Source organism: Tateyamaria armeniaca (assembly GCF_045797845.1).
In the GTDB taxonomy this organism is placed as follows: domain Bacteria; phylum Pseudomonadota; class Alphaproteobacteria; order Rhodobacterales; family Rhodobacteraceae; genus Tateyamaria; species Tateyamaria armeniaca.
In genome coordinates this window covers 2,149,071-2,166,081 of record NZ_JBHDIY010000002.1, presented here as the reverse complement: position 1 = coordinate 2,166,081, position 17,011 = coordinate 2,149,071, and the positions used below count along the sequence as shown (strand labels likewise).

Annotated in this window: 14 protein-coding genes and 1 pseudogene; 4 read left to right on the top strand and 11 right to left on the bottom strand. The window is 62.0% G+C overall.

The genetic code is table 11. The annotated features are described in order from the left end of the window. Positions 1–6: 6 nt before the first annotated feature. From ACERZ8_RS10965 to ACERZ8_RS10950, 4 genes are all read right to left on the bottom strand, one after another. Positions 7–786, bottom strand: a complete 780-nt coding sequence (locus ACERZ8_RS10965) for an IclR family transcriptional regulator (RefSeq protein ID WP_407592230.1) — start codon at positions 784–786, stop codon at positions 7–9. Positions 787–795: 9 nt separating this feature from the next. Continuing rightward, positions 796–2,154 carry a TRAP transporter large permease gene (locus tag ACERZ8_RS10960; RefSeq protein WP_407592229.1) on the bottom strand — a complete coding sequence of 453 codons (1,359 nt, stop codon included), beginning with the start codon at positions 2,152–2,154 and terminating at the stop codon, positions 796–798. Then, positions 2,154–2,825: a TRAP transporter small permease gene (locus tag ACERZ8_RS10955; RefSeq protein ID WP_407592228.1), complete on the bottom strand. Its 672-nt coding sequence runs from the start codon at positions 2,823–2,825 to the stop codon at positions 2,154–2,156. Before ACERZ8_RS10955 ends, ACERZ8_RS10960 begins: the two co-directional genes overlap by 1 nt. 119 nt (positions 2,826–2,944) lie before the next feature. Further along, positions 2,945–4,177: a TRAP transporter substrate-binding protein gene (locus ACERZ8_RS10950; protein WP_407592227.1), complete on the bottom strand. Its 1,233-nt coding sequence runs from the start codon at positions 4,175–4,177 to the stop codon at positions 2,945–2,947. 111 nt (positions 4,178–4,288) lie between these two features. Here ACERZ8_RS10950 and ACERZ8_RS10945 point away from each other — a divergent pair, with 111 nt between their 5' ends. Then, on the top strand, positions 4,289–5,884 hold the full coding sequence (locus ACERZ8_RS10945; RefSeq protein WP_407592226.1) for a GMC family oxidoreductase: 1,596 nt from the start codon (positions 4,289–4,291) through the stop codon (positions 5,882–5,884). On the opposite strand, the gene otnC is transcribed toward ACERZ8_RS10945, so the two are convergent. The 6 genes and pseudogenes from otnC to ACERZ8_RS10915 form a co-directional block, all read right to left on the bottom strand. Then, positions 5,881–6,531 (bottom strand): 3-oxo-tetronate 4-phosphate decarboxylase, encoded by a 651-nt coding sequence (gene otnC / locus ACERZ8_RS10940; RefSeq protein ID WP_407592225.1) that lies wholly within the window; start codon positions 6,529–6,531, stop codon positions 5,881–5,883. The two genes, ACERZ8_RS10945 and otnC, sit on opposite strands and share 4 nt — an antisense overlap. Then, positions 6,528–7,759 (bottom strand): annotated as a pseudogene (otnK, locus tag ACERZ8_RS10935) (3-oxo-tetronate kinase). The gene otnC and the pseudogene otnK overlap by 4 nt, the downstream one beginning before the upstream one ends. Before the next feature lie 86 nt (positions 7,760–7,845). Beyond that, on the bottom strand, positions 7,846–8,568 hold the full coding sequence (locus tag ACERZ8_RS10930; protein WP_407592224.1) for a maleate cis-trans isomerase family protein: 723 nt from the start codon (positions 8,566–8,568) through the stop codon (positions 7,846–7,848). Beyond that, positions 8,565–9,719 carry a M24 family metallopeptidase gene (locus ACERZ8_RS10925; RefSeq protein ID WP_407592223.1) on the bottom strand — a complete coding sequence of 385 codons (1,155 nt, stop codon included), beginning with the start codon at positions 9,717–9,719 and terminating at the stop codon, positions 8,565–8,567. Before ACERZ8_RS10925 ends, ACERZ8_RS10930 begins: the two co-directional genes overlap by 4 nt. Continuing rightward, on the bottom strand, positions 9,716–10,753 hold the full coding sequence (locus tag ACERZ8_RS10920) for a pyridoxal-phosphate dependent enzyme (RefSeq protein WP_407592222.1): 1,038 nt from the start codon (positions 10,751–10,753) through the stop codon (positions 9,716–9,718). The genes ACERZ8_RS10925 and ACERZ8_RS10920 overlap by 4 nt, the downstream gene beginning before the upstream one ends. A 3-nt stretch (positions 10,754–10,756) precedes the next feature. Then, complete coding sequence (locus ACERZ8_RS10915; protein WP_407592221.1) at positions 10,757–11,785, bottom strand: L-idonate 5-dehydrogenase; 1,029 nt, start codon at positions 11,783–11,785, stop codon at positions 10,757–10,759. Positions 11,786–11,917: 132 nt separating this feature from the next. Between ACERZ8_RS10915 and ACERZ8_RS10910 the strand changes: the two genes are divergently transcribed. From ACERZ8_RS10910 to ACERZ8_RS10900, 3 genes are all read left to right on the top strand, one after another. Further along, the gene (locus tag ACERZ8_RS10910) at positions 11,918–12,685 is read left to right on the top strand and encodes an SDR family oxidoreductase (protein WP_407592220.1); all 768 of its coding nucleotides are present in this window, start codon (positions 11,918–11,920) and stop codon (positions 12,683–12,685) included. A 77-nt stretch (positions 12,686–12,762) separates the two neighbouring features. After that, positions 12,763–13,851: a class I SAM-dependent methyltransferase gene (locus tag ACERZ8_RS10905; protein WP_407592219.1), complete on the top strand. Its 1,089-nt coding sequence runs from the start codon at positions 12,763–12,765 to the stop codon at positions 13,849–13,851. 83 nt (positions 13,852–13,934) lie between these two features. Then, a complete protein-coding gene (locus ACERZ8_RS10900) occupies positions 13,935–15,062 on the top strand; it encodes a beta-ketoacyl-ACP synthase III (protein WP_407592218.1) in 1,128 nt (375 codons plus the stop codon). Here ACERZ8_RS10900 and ACERZ8_RS10895 read toward each other — a convergent pair. After that, the gene (locus tag ACERZ8_RS10895; RefSeq protein WP_407592217.1) at positions 15,023–16,957 is read right to left on the bottom strand and encodes a cyclic nucleotide-binding and patatin-like phospholipase domain-containing protein; all 1,935 of its coding nucleotides are present in this window, start codon (positions 16,955–16,957) and stop codon (positions 15,023–15,025) included. The two genes, ACERZ8_RS10900 and ACERZ8_RS10895, sit on opposite strands and share 40 nt — an antisense overlap. Between the last annotated feature and the right edge of the window lie 54 nt (positions 16,958–17,011).

Below are 17,011 nucleotides of genomic sequence, written 5' to 3'. Positions count from 1 at the left end.
GCGCGCCTAACCGGCGTGCAGGGCCCTGAGATCATCCGCGCCTTTGCGCAGGGCCGGCAGATAGGACATCAGTTCAGACAGGCGGCGGCGCTGCATGGGGGCATGGGCGGACAGAGTGGCAAGCAGCTTGCCCTGATTGTCCAGCACCGGCACGGCCAGCGCAGTCATGCCGTCCATGAACTCCTCGTCATCGGTGCTGTAGCCGCGCTGACGGGTCAGCTCCAATTCAGCCTTGATCTTGTCGCTGTCGGTCAGCGTCCGCTCGGTGCGTTTTTCGAGGGGCCGTGCGGCCAGCAATGACCGCAGGATGTGCGGGCGCAGGGTCGACAGGTACATCTTGCCGCTGGCCGTGCAGTGGAACGGCACCTGCGTGCCGATGGGCAACTGGATGCGCAGCGGCCATTCGGTTTCGACCCGGTCAAGATAGGTCATCCCCTCGCGGTCCGGTGTGGCAAGGTTGCAGGTCTCACCGATCTGGTCGGCAACGCCGCGCAGGATAGCAAGGCGCGCCGTGCGCAGATGTTCAGAGGTCATCGTGGAGACGGCCAGGGCCCGCAAACGCGGCCCCGGCCCATAGCTTCGCCCGTCCAGATCGCGCTGCAAAAACCCTTCGGCTTCGGCTGTTTGCAGCAGGCGGTGCACGGTGGGCTTGGGCAGCCCAAGGGCGTCGATCAGATCCACCGGCTTGACCGGCACCCCGCGTCGGGCCACTTCCTCCATCACCATCAGCAGCCGTAGATTGGTGGGGATCTGAGTGTCTTTGGCAGGGCGATGATCGTCAGGCATGGCTCACTTTTATCTATTCGGTAACAGGAACAACGCAAGGTCAGGTATCAGCGCGACGCATATCCAGACCACCAGCAGCGACCCGAGGTACAATGTGGAGTACCGCAGAAGCCGGAAATATGGAACGCCTGTCACACCGGACGCCACGTAAAGGTTAAGGCCATATGGCGGCGTGATGAAACCAATCGAGGCCCCGACAAGGAAGATAACCGCGAAATGGACCGGATCAACGCCCACAGAAGCGGCAATCGGCGCCAGAATCGGAGCCATGATGATTGTGACCGGCAGACTTTCAAGGATCATACCCGCCACGAACACCATTGCCATCGCTGTGAACAGGATGGGGTAGTATCCGCCCATGCTGCGCAACAGATCGCCAATGACCTCGGCGGCCCCCAGCGTGCCCAGCACCTGCTGCATTACGACCGACACCGCGATCAGAGGCGTCAGGATGCCTGCGATCTGCGCGGAGCGTTCGACCACCGAAGGCACGTCCCACAGGCGGAACCCTTCGACCGTCAGCATTGAGGTCACCGGTTTTTCGTCGATCGGCGCGTTCTGGTCGACCTTCATCATCTTGTTGATCGGATAGCTGAGAACACCGGCGATGATGCCAAAGCCCACGGTCACACCCGCCGCTTCGGTCGGCGAGAATTTGCCCGTGTAGATACCCCAGAGCACCAGACCGATGGCGAAGAAACCCAGCCACGCGCCCAGTGCCGTCTTGAGCACCCGGAAGGGCGACAGCGCGATCAGCACACCCCACTTGTTCATGACCGACACGACAAAGCAGACGCCCATCATGGCCAGAACCATCAACGCTCCGGGGATGATCCCGGCGATGAACAGATCCGAGATCGGCAGGTTCATCAGGAAGCCATAGACAATGAAGATGATCGAGGGCGGGATGATGATCCCGACTGTACCGCCCGCCGCCGCCGTGGCTGCGGAAAAGCGTTCGTCATATCCACCCTTGGTCATTTCGGGATGCAGCATCGAGCCGATGGTGGCCGTTGTGGCCGAGTTCGAACCCGAGATGGCCGCAAACAGGCCGCACGCGCCGATGGCCGCCATGGCCAGACCGCCGCGCAGCCACCCCAGACAGGAATAGGCGAAATCCGACAATCGTTTCGCGATGCCTGATTTGTTGATCAAATCCCCCGTCAGAATGAACAGCGGCATGGCCAGCAGGGCAAACCCGTCCTTGAACACGTTCAGCAATTCGTTGCCCGTGTTGTCCAGCGGCAGGCCAATCACAAGGCTGCACAGGATCGACCAGTAAAAGATCACCAGCAGCACAGGCGTGCCGAGCATGAAGAGGACCGTTACGGCCAGCGAGATCAGCGTAATCCACGTTCCATCGGCCATCAGCCCTGCCCTCCGATAACCGCTTGTTCAATCAGCGTTTCATTGTTGCGGTAGCGACCGAGGTCGATGATCGCGTTGCTTAGCACGCGGCCCGCCATGAGAACAAAGCAGACCGGCATGGTCACAATGAACCACCACCGCATGACGCCGTCGGTCCCGAGAACGATGGCAAAGTTGTCGTATGTGTTAACGGTGATGCGCGCCATGGTGGTCACGCAGATGATGCAGAAGATGAACCAGAGGACGTTGTCCATCACCAGGCACATATACTGCGCCTTGGGGCTCATGTTCGAGCGGAATTCGGAAAAGCTCAGATGCGTGCGCAGTTTGACGTTATAGGAACATCCGTACCACGACATGATCATGAAAATGAGGGGCGGGATCGTGGTTGACCACGGCACCTGCGAGGAAAAAACAAAGCGCTGGATCACCCCGGCAAAGATGATCACCGCAATGATGATATAGGCCGTCACCGCGATGATCCGCTCGAAATTGCGGTCCAGCCAGGGTGAGGCCTTGTAGATATAGGTCACGAGGATAGCGCCGATGATCGTGATCGGTCCGAACACGAACCAAGCACCGGGCGATCTGTAAGCTTGTACGACTTTAAAATTGATGTCGCCCGCCAACGTCGATGTGACGATGGTGGACATGTCGGCCAAGATTGACATGCCGATCCCCTCCCTCTGTTTTCTGTCTTTGTCACTCTAGGCGCATTTTTGCGCTCTTTGACAAATAAATAAGCCGACCCCGCACTCTACGGGATCGGCTTTGATCACTCACGCCAAGATCAGGCTTTCCACCAGCGGCGGGGCTCGACGTTCTCGGGCAGTGTGTCGCCCGGAATCTTGCGAACCTCGTCGTAGATTTCCTGATAGGTGTCTGCGCCACCCTGCCAGCCGTTGATACGCTCGCGCCATTCTTCCCACAGTGCGGGCTGGTACTCGGGCGAACACATTTCCTCGGCCTTCTTGATCTCTGCGTCCGACAGGAACGCGTTGCGCACGTTGTTTTGCGCAAAGATCGAGTTTGGCATCATCGGATCGGACATGCCGACCGTGTTGATCAGTGCCACTTCGTTGGCGGCCTGCACGTGGGTTTGGGCCCAGTATGCCGATTCCATCACTTCGTCCTGCAACTCGCCACCAAGGCTGTCAAAGACCGACGCGTTCATCGCCGTGTGCTCTGTGCCGCAGAAGAAGTTCAGGTGCACCGACTGGGACACAACGGGGGACATGTTGGCATATGCCACGGCCGAGGCCCATGTTTCCGCACCATCGATCAGGCCCTGCTTCAGACCATCAAGGGTTTCTTCCCAAGCGACCGGAACCGGGTTCAGGTTCAGGGCGGTCATGGCGATTCGGCCAAGCTGTGTGCCCGTGACGCGGTTTTTCGTGCCGAACAACTGCTCGACAGATGTCACCGTGTCCTTTTCCTGCCATGCCAGACCCAGCTGGATGCCGCGCAGTTCAGCGTGGCTGAACAGGAATTTCAGGCCGTGGCGACGCTCATAAGGTTCGCGCAGCAGCGCCTGAGACGCAGGCGAATAGAGGAAGTGATACTGGTCCGCACGGTTACGGAACATGTACGCATAGTCCAGAACGTTCAGGTACGGTGCGCCACCGGCAGAGTTCTGAGTGGACGCCGCATAGATGTCGACGATGCCTTGCTGTGCTTTTTCAACACAGGACACCTGGCCACAGATCTGGTTATCTCCAATGAATTCAACGCGAATTTCACCGTCTGTGCGGCTTTCCAGATCGCGGGCAAATTCCAGAGCGCCAGCACGTTCGATCAGCAGGTTGCGTGCGTTGAAGCCCGCAGCGCCGAACTTCAGCATGAACTTTGGCTCTTTGGCAAAGCGCTTTTCGTATGTGGATTCGGCAGCAGCCGCCAGGTTGGCAAGGCTCATCGCCCCCCCGAAACCACCCGCAGCCAAGAGCGTCGAGCTCATGCCGTAACGGCCAGCCACTTTGAACAAATCGCGGCGGGAAATGCCGTTGATTTTGTCACTAATTCCCATGCTATCCTCCCTGATGCATATTATTGAGACGTTTTATCTCATAAAAGGCTAGCCTACGCGAAGCATTCTGCATAGTCTTTTTTTGGAAAGTTTGTACGGGAGGGTGCAATTGTGGAAGCTGACTACATCATTGTCGGGGCCGGTTCTGCCGGTTGCGTGCTGGCCAACCGTCTGAGCGCTGACCCTTCCGTCAAGGTTGTCCTGCTCGAAGCAGGGGGGCGCGACCTCAATCCGTGGATCCATATTCCGGTTGGTTACTTTAAAACCATTCACAACCCCAATGTCGACTGGTGTTACAAGACCGAACCCGATCCGGGCCTGAACGGACGCTCGATCGAATGGCCGCGCGGCAAGGTTCTGGGCGGATCGTCCTCGTTGAACGGATTGCTTTACGTCCGCGGACAGCCACAGGATTACGACCGCTGGGCGCAGATGGGCAACCGCGGTTGGGCCTGGGATGATGTGCTGCCGCTGTTCAAACGGTCAGAAAAGAACGAGCGCGGGGCGGACGAATTTCACGGCGATCAGGGCAACCTGTCGGTGTCCAACATGCGCATCCAGCGCCCCATCACCGATGCATGGGTCGCCGCCGCGCAGGCCGCCGGGTACAAATTCAACCCTGATTACAACGGGTCGGATCAGGAAGGCGTCGGCTTTTTCCAACTGACGGCACGCAACGGGCGGCGCTGCTCGTCTGCCGTTGCTTTCCTCAACCCGGTCAAAGGCCGCGACAACCTCTCGATCGTGACCCACGCCCATGTGCAAAAGGTCAACATCACCGACAAGCGCGCCACTGGCGTCACCTACCGCGACAAGGGCGGCGTGTCCCACACGATCACCGCGCGGCGCGAGGTGGTCCTGTCCGGCGGGGCCATCAATTCACCCCAATTGTTGATGCTGTCGGGTGTCGGCGAGGCCGAGCAACTGGCCGAACACGGCATTGAGGTGATTGCCGACCTGCCCGGCGTGGGTAAGAACATGCAGGACCATCTGCAGGCCCGTCTGGTTTACAAGTGCAACGAACCAACCCTGAATGACGAAGTGTCCACGCTGTTCGGACAGGCCAAGATTGGCCTCAAATACCTGATGTTCCGTGCAGGGCCGATGACCATGGCTGCAAGCCTTGCGACCGGTTTCATGAAGACCCGCGATGATATGGAAACCCCGGACATCCAGTTCCATGTGCAGCCCCTGTCGGCCGAGAACCCCGGCAAGGGGGCCGATCCGTTTTCAGCCTTCACCATGTCTGTGTGCCAGTTGCGCCCCGAATCAAAGGGAGAGATTCGTCTGGCCAGTTCCGATGGCCGCACCTACCCCAAGATCATCCCGAACTATCTGAGCACTGAAACCGACTGCCGCACCATCGTCGAAGGCGTCAATATTGCCCGGCGTATCGCGCGCCATGCGCCGTTGACCTCGAAAATCTCGCAGGAATATCGCCCTCATGCGGACCTGCCGATGGACGATTACGACAAGACGCTGGATTGGGCGCGCAACAACACCGCCTCGATCTATCACCCGACAGGCACCTGCAAGATGGGGAGCGACAAGATGGCGGTGGTGGACGATCATCTGCGCGTGCGCGGCATTGACGGGCTGCGCGTGGCCGACTGTTCCATCATGCCCGAGATCGTGAGTGGCAACACCAATGCACCCGCGATCATGATCGGGGAAAAGGCATCTGATCTGATCCTCAACGCAGGCTAGTCGTCCCACTCCACGTCGAATTTGGTCACGACGGCCTGCACCTGCGCATCTGTCAGCCTTTGAGCTGACATGCCCCGCGTTATCAGCGCCAGACGCGCCGTGTCTTCGAGTTCTTCGATGGCGTTGCACGCCGCCTCGACGTCCTTGCCGGCCACGACGGGGCCGTGATTGGCCAGCATCACCGCGGATCGTTTGCCCGCCAGCCCGCGCACCGCCTGCCCCATCGCCGGATCACCCGGCAGGAAAAACGGCAGCAGAGCCACCTTGCCCAGTTTCATGATCCCGTAAGGGGTGAGCGGTGGCAGAAAATTATCCGCATCCGCACCCGGCAGCATCGACAGCGCCACCGAATGACACGAATGCAAATGCACCACCGCACCCGCACTGCTGCGCGTGTCATAGAATGCGCTGTGGAGCGGCATTTCCTTGGTCGGCGCGTCCCCATCGATATGCGCGCCCTGTGCGTCAAACCGGCTGAGCCGCGCAGGGTCAAGCCGCCCGAAACTGATGCCCGTGGGCGAGACCAGCAGCCCGCCATCCTCTAGACGCGCCGAGATGTTGCCCGTGCTGCCATGGGTGAGTCCCCGCTCGAACAGGGACTTGGCCAGCAGGCATATCTGTTCGCGCAAGGCGGTCTCAGTACTCATCCCTCCAACACCCGATCGGCTTTTTCAAAGAAATCCTCGGCCCCGAAGTTCCCCGATTTGAGCGCCACAACCAGATCAGGCCCTGCGCGCAGCGCAGGCACGCCGGGGTCAATCTCTGGCCCGATGTCGAGCGTATCAAGGTCCAACCCCTCGACTATCGCGCCTGAGGTTTCGCCTCCCGCCGTGATGATCCGCGTCGCGCCACCTGCGCGCAGCTTGCGGGCGACCTCGGCAAAAAAGCCTCCAGCGTGTCCGCGGACCGTTCGCGCCCGTATGTCGCCTGAATTGCTTTCACCTGCGCGGGGTCCGCAGAACTGTAGGCGAGCGGAATACCGTCCTGTTCCAGCAGCCACGCCGCCAGCATATCCGCATCAAGCCGTCCTTCGATCACATCGCCTGCCACGATCTCGCGCGCAGGGTGGTGCGCCGCGTGATAGGCGACCTGCGCGCGCGTTGCCGTCGAACAGGAGCCTGACAGGGCGACCGCCTTGCCCCCCTGCCCCGACCATGGCACCGCACCCGCCGAGCAGCCAAAATTTGCAGGCAGTCCAAGTGCGACGCCGGATCCGCCGGTGATCAGAGGCAGGTCTTTTGCCGCCGCCCCGATGGCGCGCAGATCGTCGTCCCGGATCGCATCCACGACGATCAGGCGATGCCCGGCCTCTTGTTGCGCACTCAGCTCCGCCGCAATGGAGGTGGCCCCGCCAAAAACCGCGCGCGGGCCGACATGGCCCACGCTGTGCCGGGTTTGCTGTGCAAGCCAGCGGCGCAGATCGGGATCCGTCATCGGGGTCAGCGGGTGGTTCTGCATGCCCGACTCGCTCAGCAGCACGTCATTCACGAACAGATGGCCCTGAAACACCGACCGACCCGTGCCCGGAAAGGCCGGGCAGACGATCACCTTTTGCGCATCAAGCGCGTCGGCAAGCGCATCGGCCACAGGGCCAATGTTGCCCTCGGGCGTGGAATCAAAGGTGGAACAGTATTTGAAGAAGAACTGCGTGCATCCTTGGGCCTTCAGCCAGTCCAGCGCCTCAAGCGAGCGGGCAACGGCATCGGCCACCGGGATCGAGCGGGATTTGAGCGCGACCACACCTGCCTCGACCGACGGATCGGCAGGCCCGTCCGGCACACCGGTATATTGCGTCGCGCGCATCCCGCCCTTGGCCAGCGTGTTGGCCAGATCGCTTGATCCGGTAAAATCGTCGCCGATGCATCCCAGTTTCATCTATTCACTTCCAATTCGTCACGGACCCGCACAGGGAAACACCGCCGTGCCGCGACGTGCAAGGCCGACCCCCAAATTTCGGGATTTCACAGCAGATCGCGCGGGTGGGCCACATCGCGCCCGGCAAGCCGCAGCATGTGCCACGCCAGAACAAGGTTCGAGGACAGCACAGGCACGCCCAATTCGTCCTGCAATGCGGCGATGACATCAAGCGTGCGCAGATTGGTGCAGGACAGGAACAGCCCTTGCACATCCGCGCCGTCCATGACCGCGCGGGCCGCGGCCATGACAGAGGCATCGTCGATCTGCGTGACTGCCTCTTCGTTCGCCTCGTCAAAGCTGGTGAAGTTCGGAGTTTCAATGCCCGCGGCGCGCAACACGTCCCGCAACCTGTCCGAAACGGACGGGACATAGGGCGACACGATAGCGATGCCGCTGAGGCCAAGTGCGCCGCACGCCGCGATCAGGGCCGAAACAGGCTCGCTGACTGCGCCTGCCTGCGTGCCTGCCTTTACGCGCTCTTCGATCACCGGCGCCCCGATCTGCGCAGTGCCCGACGTGCAGCCATAGCCGACCACGTCAAACCGGTGACCCACCGGGAACAGCGCGGCGGCACCCGTCAAAGCGCCTTCCATCTCGGCCAGCGTGTCGCGCGTGACCTCAAGCCCGGACGGCACGCGGGACGCCAACAGGCTGACATTGCACGGCATCAGGCGGCGGAAGTCATCCTCGATCGTGCGGTCAGCCTGCAGGGCGATCAGACCCAGCCTGGCCCGCGTTTCGATGCGTTTCGTGTAGGTCTGTGTCATGCCGGAATGACCGGGATGTCGCGCGGCGCAGGCGTCGACAGATAGCGTGCACCGCTGTCTGTGATCACGATGTTTTCCTCGTGCACCAGCGTCTTGCCAGTCTCAAGGCTCAGCCCCGGTTCCAGCGTCAGCACCATGCCCGGTTCCAGAACAGTGTGATCATCCGGGATCAGCGAGGGCCATTCGGTCAGTTGCATCCCCAACCCGTGCCCGTAGCGCCCGGCATCCGATCCACCCGCGCCCCCGGTCAGCACGCCGTCCATGACGTGAAACAGGTCCGCCGCCGTTACGCCCGGGCGCGCATCGGCAAAGGTGGTGTCGCTCGCCTCGATCAGGCGGGCATAGGCGCTTGCCGTCTCTGGCGCGGCAGGGCCCAGCGACCAGTTGCGATCGAAGTCGCTGAAGTAGCCGTCGCGCACGACGCCCGTGTCCAGCATCAGCACATCACCCTTGGCCAGCGGTGTGTCTGTCGCAGGCGCAATGATGTCGCCATAGCCGCCCGGCCCCGCGCCGCCGGCAAGGTAGGACACCCAGTCGGCCCCTTCCTGCAGGCACAGGCCCTGAAAGGCGCGAAAGACCTGTGACAATGGCGTGCCAACTTGCGCGATCTCGGGCACGCGGGCAAAGGCGGCATCGGCAATGGCGCAGGCGGTAGCGATCTTGTCGACCTCGGCGTCGGACTTGATAAGGCGCAGGCGGCGCATGATGTCGGCATCATCGCTGAACTTTCGGTCGTCCATCGCGGCCTGTAAAGCGTACCAACTGTTGAGCGGCAGGCGCAGGTGCGTTTCCAGCCCCGATGGCACACCGATGCGGCCACTCTTTGGCACCACCGCGCGCAAGGCGTCGGCCACCAACGACACTCCGTCATCTTCATAATCCGGGCTGCGCCATGTGCGGATGTCCTGCACCCAAGTCTGGCCCATCAATGGCGCGCCAATGGAGGGGATCACCGCGATGGGCGCACTCGTGACGGGCACAATGACAAACCATGGCCGCGTCGGGCTTTCCCAGAACCGCGTTAGGTAACCGGTGAAATAGCGCACCTCTGGCTCGGTCGTCAGCAAGAGGGCGTCGAGGTTTGCGGCTTCCATCAGTCCTTGGGCGCGCGCGACGCGGGCCTCGAACTCGGAGGCAGGAAAGCCGCTCACCCTTCGGCCATTTCGGACAGAATGACGAGGACGCGCGATTGTGCGTCGAGGCCCAGTGTACCCGCAGCCGCCGCTACCCCCGCGATACCTGCTGCCCCGGATGGCGTGCTGGCAAACCCGTGCGCGGCGGCAAGGGCGGCACCGCTGTCCCCTTCCGCCTCGGAAATGGTCATGAAATCGTCCGCATCCCGCGTAAGCCCTTTAAGCGCGATCAGCGAGGCGACCTTGCAATCAAGCCGTCCCATCGCTGACGCAGGCCCAGTCGTTTCTACGGGCGCGCCCGCCTCAATACTGGCGATCAGGCAGGGTGCGGCCTCGGGTTCGACCACGATCATGCGGGTCGCATCACCCCATGTCTGGCGCGCAATGGCCGCCGCGGCCCCGGCGAGGCCACCCACCCCCGCCTGAAGGAACAGATGGGTTGGCGGCGTGTCGATCTGATCGAATACTTCGGCCATGAGGGCCAGATAGCCTTCCATCAGACGGTGCGGGCGCGTCGTGTACCCGGCCCATGAACTGTCCGACAGCAGCACCGCACCGGTTTCTTCGGCGCCCTTCATGGCGGCGTGCATGCTGGCCTCGTAATCCTGCCCGGCACGCACAACTTCGGCCCCGATGTCGCGCAGGCGGTCGGCAAAGCTTTCGGGTACGGTGGCGGCAAGGTAGATCACTGCGCGCGCGCCAAAGGCCGCCGCGCCCGCCGCGACGGACAAGCCGTGGTTCCCGGCACTTGCGGTGACATAGGTCTGGCCGCGCGCTGTACCTTTTTCAGCGTCACAGGCAATGACATAGGCCGCACCCAGCGCTTTGAAGCTGCCCAGCCCCATACGGGTGCGTTCATCCTTGATCAGCACCTCCGCGACGTTCAGTGCATCCGCCAGCGACGGCACCGCGCTCAGCGGCGTGACCCCGGCATGCGGGCAGCGCGCCAGCAGCGCCAAAGGGGCCTGTGCATCGACACTGGGAAAAGGGACATCGGCAAGGTCAGGATGGGTCAGCCCTTGGCCACGATACGGGTTGGAAACACTGCGCATCGCTCAGAACACAATCTGCGCTTTGATCGCCTGAGAGCGATCAGCGGCCATTTCAAAGGCGGCGTTCGCCTCGTCAATTCCAAAGCTGTGGGTGACAAGCGGGGTCACATCAATCTGTCCGCCCTGCATCATGGCCACGGCGGTGCGGAACTCTTCGTGAAAGCGGAACGAGCCGCGAAAGCAGATTTCCTTGGCTGTCATCGCTTGCACCGGCAAGGTCATGTCGCCGCCAAGCCCGAGTTGGACAAGGATCGCCCGCGGACGCAGGGCCGGGATGGCCGAGCTGAGTGCGGGTGCGGCGCCGCTGCATTCGAAATGGACGTCGAAATGGCCCTTGTCGGCGTGATATTCCGACAGCCCGTCGGGCGTTTCGGCCATGTTGACTGTGCGTGTTGCGCCGACTTTTTCGGCCATCGACAGGGTAAAGGGGGCGATGTCAGTCGCCACAATCTCGACCGCGCCGGCCGCGCGCGCCACCAGCACGCAAAGCTGCCCGATGGGCCCGCAGCCCGAAACCAGCACGCGCTTGCCCATCAGATCGCCCGCCTGTCTGGCCGCGTGCAGACAGACCGACAGCGGTTCGGCCACCGCAGCCTCCGCCGGGCTGAGACCATCAGCAGGCACACATTGGGCAGCGTCCGCAACGATATACTGACGGAACGCGCCCTGAATGTGGGGAAACGGCATGGCCGAGCCATAAAACCGCATGTTCAGGCAGTGTTGCGGCGTGCCCTCGTGGCAGTAATGGCAGGTGTGACAGGGGCGCGACGGCGAGATGGCGACAAGCTGTCCGGTATCAAGCCCCTCGACCCCGGCTCCGACTGCCTCGACATGGCCTGCAACCTCATGGCCAAGGATCATCGGCTCGCGCAAGCGCACCGCACCGAAACCGCCGTGCTGGTAATAATGCAGGTCAGACCCGCAAATGCCCCCGGCGGCCATTTTGACAAGCACCTGACCGGGTCCGGCCTCGGGCATGTCCCGTTCCTCGATGCGCAAATCCTGTGCGGCATGGACAACTATGGCTTTCATCTCTCAGCTCCCCCGATCGGTATTGCGCACACCATGCGCAGGAAGCAGACGGGGCACAAGCACCTGTTGACCCCACCTGCGGCTCAACTTACGTTACCGATAACGTAGATCGCAGAAAAGGCCTTCAATTCCATGAGCACAACACTCTTTTCGCTCGCGGGGACCCGCGCGCTGATCACCGGTTCGTCGCAAGGCATCGGCCTTGCGCTGGCCGCAGGCATGGGGGCTGCGGGGGCCGAAATCGTGCTGAACGGGCGCGACACGACCAAGCTGGACGCGGCGGCCAGTGCCTTGAGCGCGCAAGGCATCACCACCCATACGCTTGCGTTTGATGCGACGGATCATGGTGGGGTGCGCGCCGCCGTTGACGGCTTCGAAGCCAATACAGGCCAGATCGACATCCTGATCAACAATGCGGGCATGCAGCACCGCACGCCTTTGGAAGATTTCCCCGCCGACGCTTTTGAGCGGCTGTTGCAGACCAATGTGGCAAGCGTTTTTCATGTCGGCCAGGCCTGTGCACGCCATATGATCAAACGCGGCGCGGGCAAGATCATCAACATCGCCTCTGTCCAGACGGCGCTGGCCCGTCCCGGCATCGCGCCCTACACCGCGACAAAGGGTGCGGTTGCGAACCTCACCAAAGGCATGGCGACGGATTGGGCGCGGCTGGGCCTGAACTGCAACGCGATTGCGCCGGGATATTTTGATACACCATTGAACGCAGCGCTGGTCGCTGACCCCGAGTTTTCCGCATGGCTGGAAAAACGCACGCCCGCTGGGCGCTGGGGTCAAGTGGATGAACTGGTCGGGGCGGCGGTGTTCCTGTCTTCGGCGGCATCGACATTCGTGAACGGCCACACGCTTTACGTGGATGGCGGCATCACCGCGTCCTTGTAGATCTCGCGGACATAACCACATCGCGGCAGTGCAATTTCTGTTGGCCTGCCCGCGAAAGCCTGCAACACTTGGCGCATATGCAGCACCCCAAGAAACGTCTTGCCAAAATGGATCGACTGGAACGCGTTCTGGTCGCCGACATTGCGGCCATGGCCAAGGCGCTTGACGCGCCTGCCCGGGGGCGCAAACCGGCCAAGCTCAGCCGGAAGTGGCGCGCCATCGAAGTGTCGCACAGCGCGCTGCGCACCCTGGTCAAGGACATCCTGAACGAAACGTCCGACCCGCGCATCGTCTCGCCCGGAGGCCGCCGCGCGATCCGTGATTTGAATTCCGCGGCCAAGACGTTGAAAAACCAGATGCGGGACTGGGCGCAGATCAACCGGCTTGTAGAGCTGCAGATACACCCTGCCTCCGTCGACCTGTTTGCGGACACTGTTCCAACAGCCCCGCCGTCGGACGTGATGGGGCATGTCAGCGCGCTGTTCATCGACGCGCTGCACACAGTCGCCAACCCCAAGGCCGACACGCAAAGCGCGGATGCGCAGGATGCAGGGCTGCACCGCGACATCGCTCTGCCGATATCGCAATTCTCGGCCATGCTGGGGGCGGCCTATCGCATATGTCTGGCGCAGCGCAAAACCCATGCCCTGCGGTTTCTGGACGTCGGCTGCGGCGGGGGCACCAAGGTGCTGGCCGCAACAACCTGTTTTGAAACCTGCGACGGGCTTGAATACGAAGAAGGCACCGTCGCCCTTGGCACAAAGCTGTTGGACATTCTGGGCGCGGACCGCTGCAGGCTGATCCATGGCGATGCGTTCACATTTTCCGACTACGCCAGCTATGACACCCTTTATTTCTACCGCCCGATGAAATCGACCGAGGACATGATCGCGCTTGAGGCCCGCGTGCTTGACCAGGCCGAACCCGGCACTGTCCTCATGGTGCCCGGCGGTTTGCTGACCCCGGACCTCGAAGGCGCGGGCGTGCAACATGTCAGCGGGCACATCTACGTCACCGGCATCAGCCAGCCAGAGGCCGAAACCCTGCATGACGCGGCCCGGGTCATCGGCACATCCATTCCCGGCCATGCGCAGGATGTTTCGTCAGAACCGGGCATTTGGGAGCCTCTTCTGGATGTGTGTGCGCGCAACGGCTACCGGATCTAGCGCGGGGTCTTCCAACCCTTGCGAGCCCCACAGTGCCCCTGTAGGTTCGCAAAAAACCTGAACAACCCGCAAAGGGGCGCGCTTTGTCATTCACTCCTGCGATCACCGGCACAGGCGTTTTCACGCCAGAGCTTTCCATCTCGAACGCGGAACTGGTGGTTGCGTTCAACGCCTATGCCGACCGCTTCAATGCCGAAAACGCAGATGCCATCGCCGCCGGAGAGGTCGAGGCGAAACAGCACTCTTCCGAAGAATTCATCCTCAAAGCCTCGGGCATCGAGCGCCGCTACGTGATGGACAAGTCCGGCATTCTGGATCCTGCGGTGATGCACCCGCTGTTGCGCCAGCGCAGCGATGATGAACCTTCGATCATGGCGGAAATGGCGGTGGATGCCGCCGAAAAAGCGCTCAAGGCCGCAGGCAAGACGGCGGCGGATGTGGGGGCGGTGATTTGTGCAGCTTCAAACCTAGAACGGGCCTATCCGGCGGTGGCCATTGAAATTCAACAGCTTCTGGGGGTTCAGGGCTTTGCCTTTGACATGAACGTCGCGTGTTCGTCGGCGACCTTCGGCATTCAGGCGGCGGCAGACATGGTGCGCTCGGGTTCGATCAAATCCGCACTGGTCGTGAACCCCGAGATTTGCTCGGCCCATCTGGAATGGCGCGACCGCGACTGCCATTTCATCTTTGGCGACGTGGCGACAGCCACCCTGATCGAACGCGCCGAAGACGCCGCAGGCCCTTATTTCGAAATCCGCTCGACACGCTGCGCGACCGAGTTTTCGAACAACATTCGCAACAACAACGGCTATTTGCGCCGTTCGCGCCCGGATGGCCTCAAGGACCGGCGCGACATGCAGTTCATGCAGAACGGGCGCAAAGTGTTCAAGGAAGTGCTGCCCATGGTCAGCCAGCATATCGGTGGACATATGGAGGACGAGGGGATCAGCGCAGATCAGCTCAAGCGCCTCTGGCTGCATCAGGCCAACAAGTCGATGAACGACTTTATCGGCAAGAAGGTGCTGGGGCGTGATCCGGCCCCGGGTGAACAGCCCAACATCCTGCAGGACTATGCCAACACGTCGTCTGCAGGGTCCATCATCGCGTTTTCGCAGAATTCGGAAGACCTGAGCGCGGGCGATCTGGGCATCATCTGCTCGTTCGGGGCCGGCTATTCTGTCGGGTCGGTGATCGTCGAACGGCGCGGCTGAAGCGGCGCCTTCTCGCTCGGCTGCTCTTCCAGCGTCGCATCCAGGGCTGCGGCCACGCCCCGCAGACGTTCAAGACGGGCGGCATGGGTGTCGGGTGCGTCCGGACAGTGCATCAACATCCCCGATATCTGCTCATAAGTGGTGTCGAACAGTTCGCGCCCGCGTTTCCAGTCCATGAAACTCATGCCGCGCAGCACCGAAATGTTCAGCAGCACATCATCGCCCACATTGATCTGGCGCAGCAATTTGCGCGCGTTGACGACCATCGCGCGGGCCAGCACGGTAAAGGCGGTGGGATGGCGCGCGCTGCCCTCCTTTGGTTTGCGCATCAGGCTGGTCAGGGCCTGCACCCGGTTCGGATAATCCTCGTAACGCGCGCGCACCGTCCATGGTTTGCCGGGCAAAAAGTTCAGCACGACGTTCGAACCGGCCTTGAGCGCGCGCATCGCATCAATGGGCACATTGTCGATCAGCCCGCCATCAATCAGCACCTCGCCGTTTTCGCGCAGGAAGGGCGGGAAAATGCCCGGAATCGCGCTTGATGCCCGAATGGCCTGCCACAATGGCCCCTCACGGATCACGGTCACGTCGTTGTGGGTCAGGTTGGTTGCGACCGCGAAAAAGTTCAGGTGCAGGTCCTCGACGTCGCCAAGGCCGTAATGCTTGCGAAAGGACGCATCGAGCACCGAATGATCCAGCAGCGAAAACCGCGGCACGGTCAGGCGCGACATCGCCTTGGAGCGCAGGAAAATCTCTTCGCACTGCTCCATGATCTCGTCTGAACCGAGGCCCAGCGCCAGTGCACCGGCCATCGCTGCCCCGACGCTGGTGCCGCCGACAAAGTCGAATTCGTAGCCGTGTTCGCGCAGCGCCTTGATCACTGCCAGATGGGCCGTGCCATAAGACCCGCCCCCGCACATCACGAGGCCAACAGCCTCACCGCGCACAAAACGCGCGATGCGGGCAAAGTCGGCGCGCGACTCCAGCGCAAGGTGGTGATGCAGGCGCACAGGGCGATCCTGCAGCCAGGCGCGCGTGTCGCTGGTGCTGTCGCCAGTCGTCGGGCGATGCAGGATCACATGCAGATGCGCAGGAAGCGTCGCCTCATAAATCGCGCGCTCAAGGTCGGACGGGCCATCATCAGGTGTAAACGCACCCTCCTTGGGCGCGATGATCATGATCGTGTCGCTGTTGTTGGCCGTGACCTTTTGCCAGATCGGCTGGCATGCCGGGTCAACGCAAATCAGCAGCAGGTTGCCATGCTCTGCCTCTTGCCTGTCGAGCCACGAGGCCAAGGCCCGCGCATCCTGCAACAGCGCGGGATCGCAATCCTGCGCCTCGATCACCTTCCACCGCGCCTCGCCCTCAAAGGCGGCGCGGATACCAGCGACAAAGGCCGCATCGATCACCCTATTGCGGCCACCGGGGAACATCGCACACACATGGCCGGATGCGGGGCGCAGATGCGGCGTGGCCGGGACGGTGCGGGCAAGGCGTTGTGACACTGCCGCAAGGATGCCATTGGCCAGTGCAGGTGTCTGCGCGGCCAACGCGTCATAGGCTTCGCGGCTCAGGCACATCACGGCACTGTCGCGCGCCGCCACCACCGTTGCCGTGCGCGTCCCACCGGCGAAAAAGGCCAGCTCACCAATCGGTTCACCCTTGGTGATTTCGGCAATCGCGCGCCCGCCCAGCAACACACTGAAGCGCCCGCGCAACACAATGAACAACGTGTCAGCCGCATCACCTTCGCGGATCAGAACCTCGCCGCGGGTCACGTCGTTATAGTCCGCCGTCCGCGCCATCTTTTCCAAAATGTCAGGGTGCAGCCCGCCGAATCCATCAATGTCGCGCAACAGCGCGATCAATTCGGCATGGCTTGTTTCACTGGTCACGGCTTGGGCCCCCTTACACCCGCGCAGATTGCACCGCGATCAATCCCACAGGCA

What these genes read in the sequence shown, in the direction of transcription:
- ACERZ8_RS10965 (WP_407592230.1), bottom strand. Translation starts at nt 786, where the DNA reads ATGCCTGACGATCATCGCCCTGCCAAAGACACTCAGATCCCCACCAAT.
- ACERZ8_RS10960 (WP_407592229.1), bottom strand. Translation starts at nt 2,154, where the DNA reads ATGGCCGATGGAACGTGGATTACGCTGATCTCGCTGGCCGTAACGGTC.
- ACERZ8_RS10955 (WP_407592228.1), bottom strand. Translation starts at nt 2,825, where the DNA reads ATGTCAATCTTGGCCGACATGTCCACCATCGTCACATCGACGTTGGCG.
- ACERZ8_RS10950 (WP_407592227.1), bottom strand. Translation starts at nt 4,177, where the DNA reads ATGGGAATTAGTGACAAAATCAACGGCATTTCCCGCCGCGATTTGTTC.
- otnC (WP_407592225.1), bottom strand. Translation starts at nt 6,531, where the DNA reads ATGAGTACTGAGACCGCCTTGCGCGAACAGATATGCCTGCTGGCCAAG.
- ACERZ8_RS10930 (WP_407592224.1), bottom strand. Translation starts at nt 8,568, where the DNA reads ATGACACAGACCTACACGAAACGCATCGAAACGCGGGCCAGGCTGGGT.
- ACERZ8_RS10920 (WP_407592222.1), bottom strand. Translation starts at nt 10,753, where the DNA reads ATGCGCAGTGTTTCCAACCCGTATCGTGGCCAAGGGCTGACCCATCCT.
- ACERZ8_RS10915 (WP_407592221.1), bottom strand. Translation starts at nt 11,785, where the DNA reads ATGAAAGCCATAGTTGTCCATGCCGCACAGGATTTGCGCATCGAGGAA.
- ACERZ8_RS10910 (WP_407592220.1), top strand. Translation starts at nt 11,918, where the DNA reads ATGAGCACAACACTCTTTTCGCTCGCGGGGACCCGCGCGCTGATCACC.
- ACERZ8_RS10905 (WP_407592219.1), top strand. Translation starts at nt 12,763, where the DNA reads ATGCAGCACCCCAAGAAACGTCTTGCCAAAATGGATCGACTGGAACGC.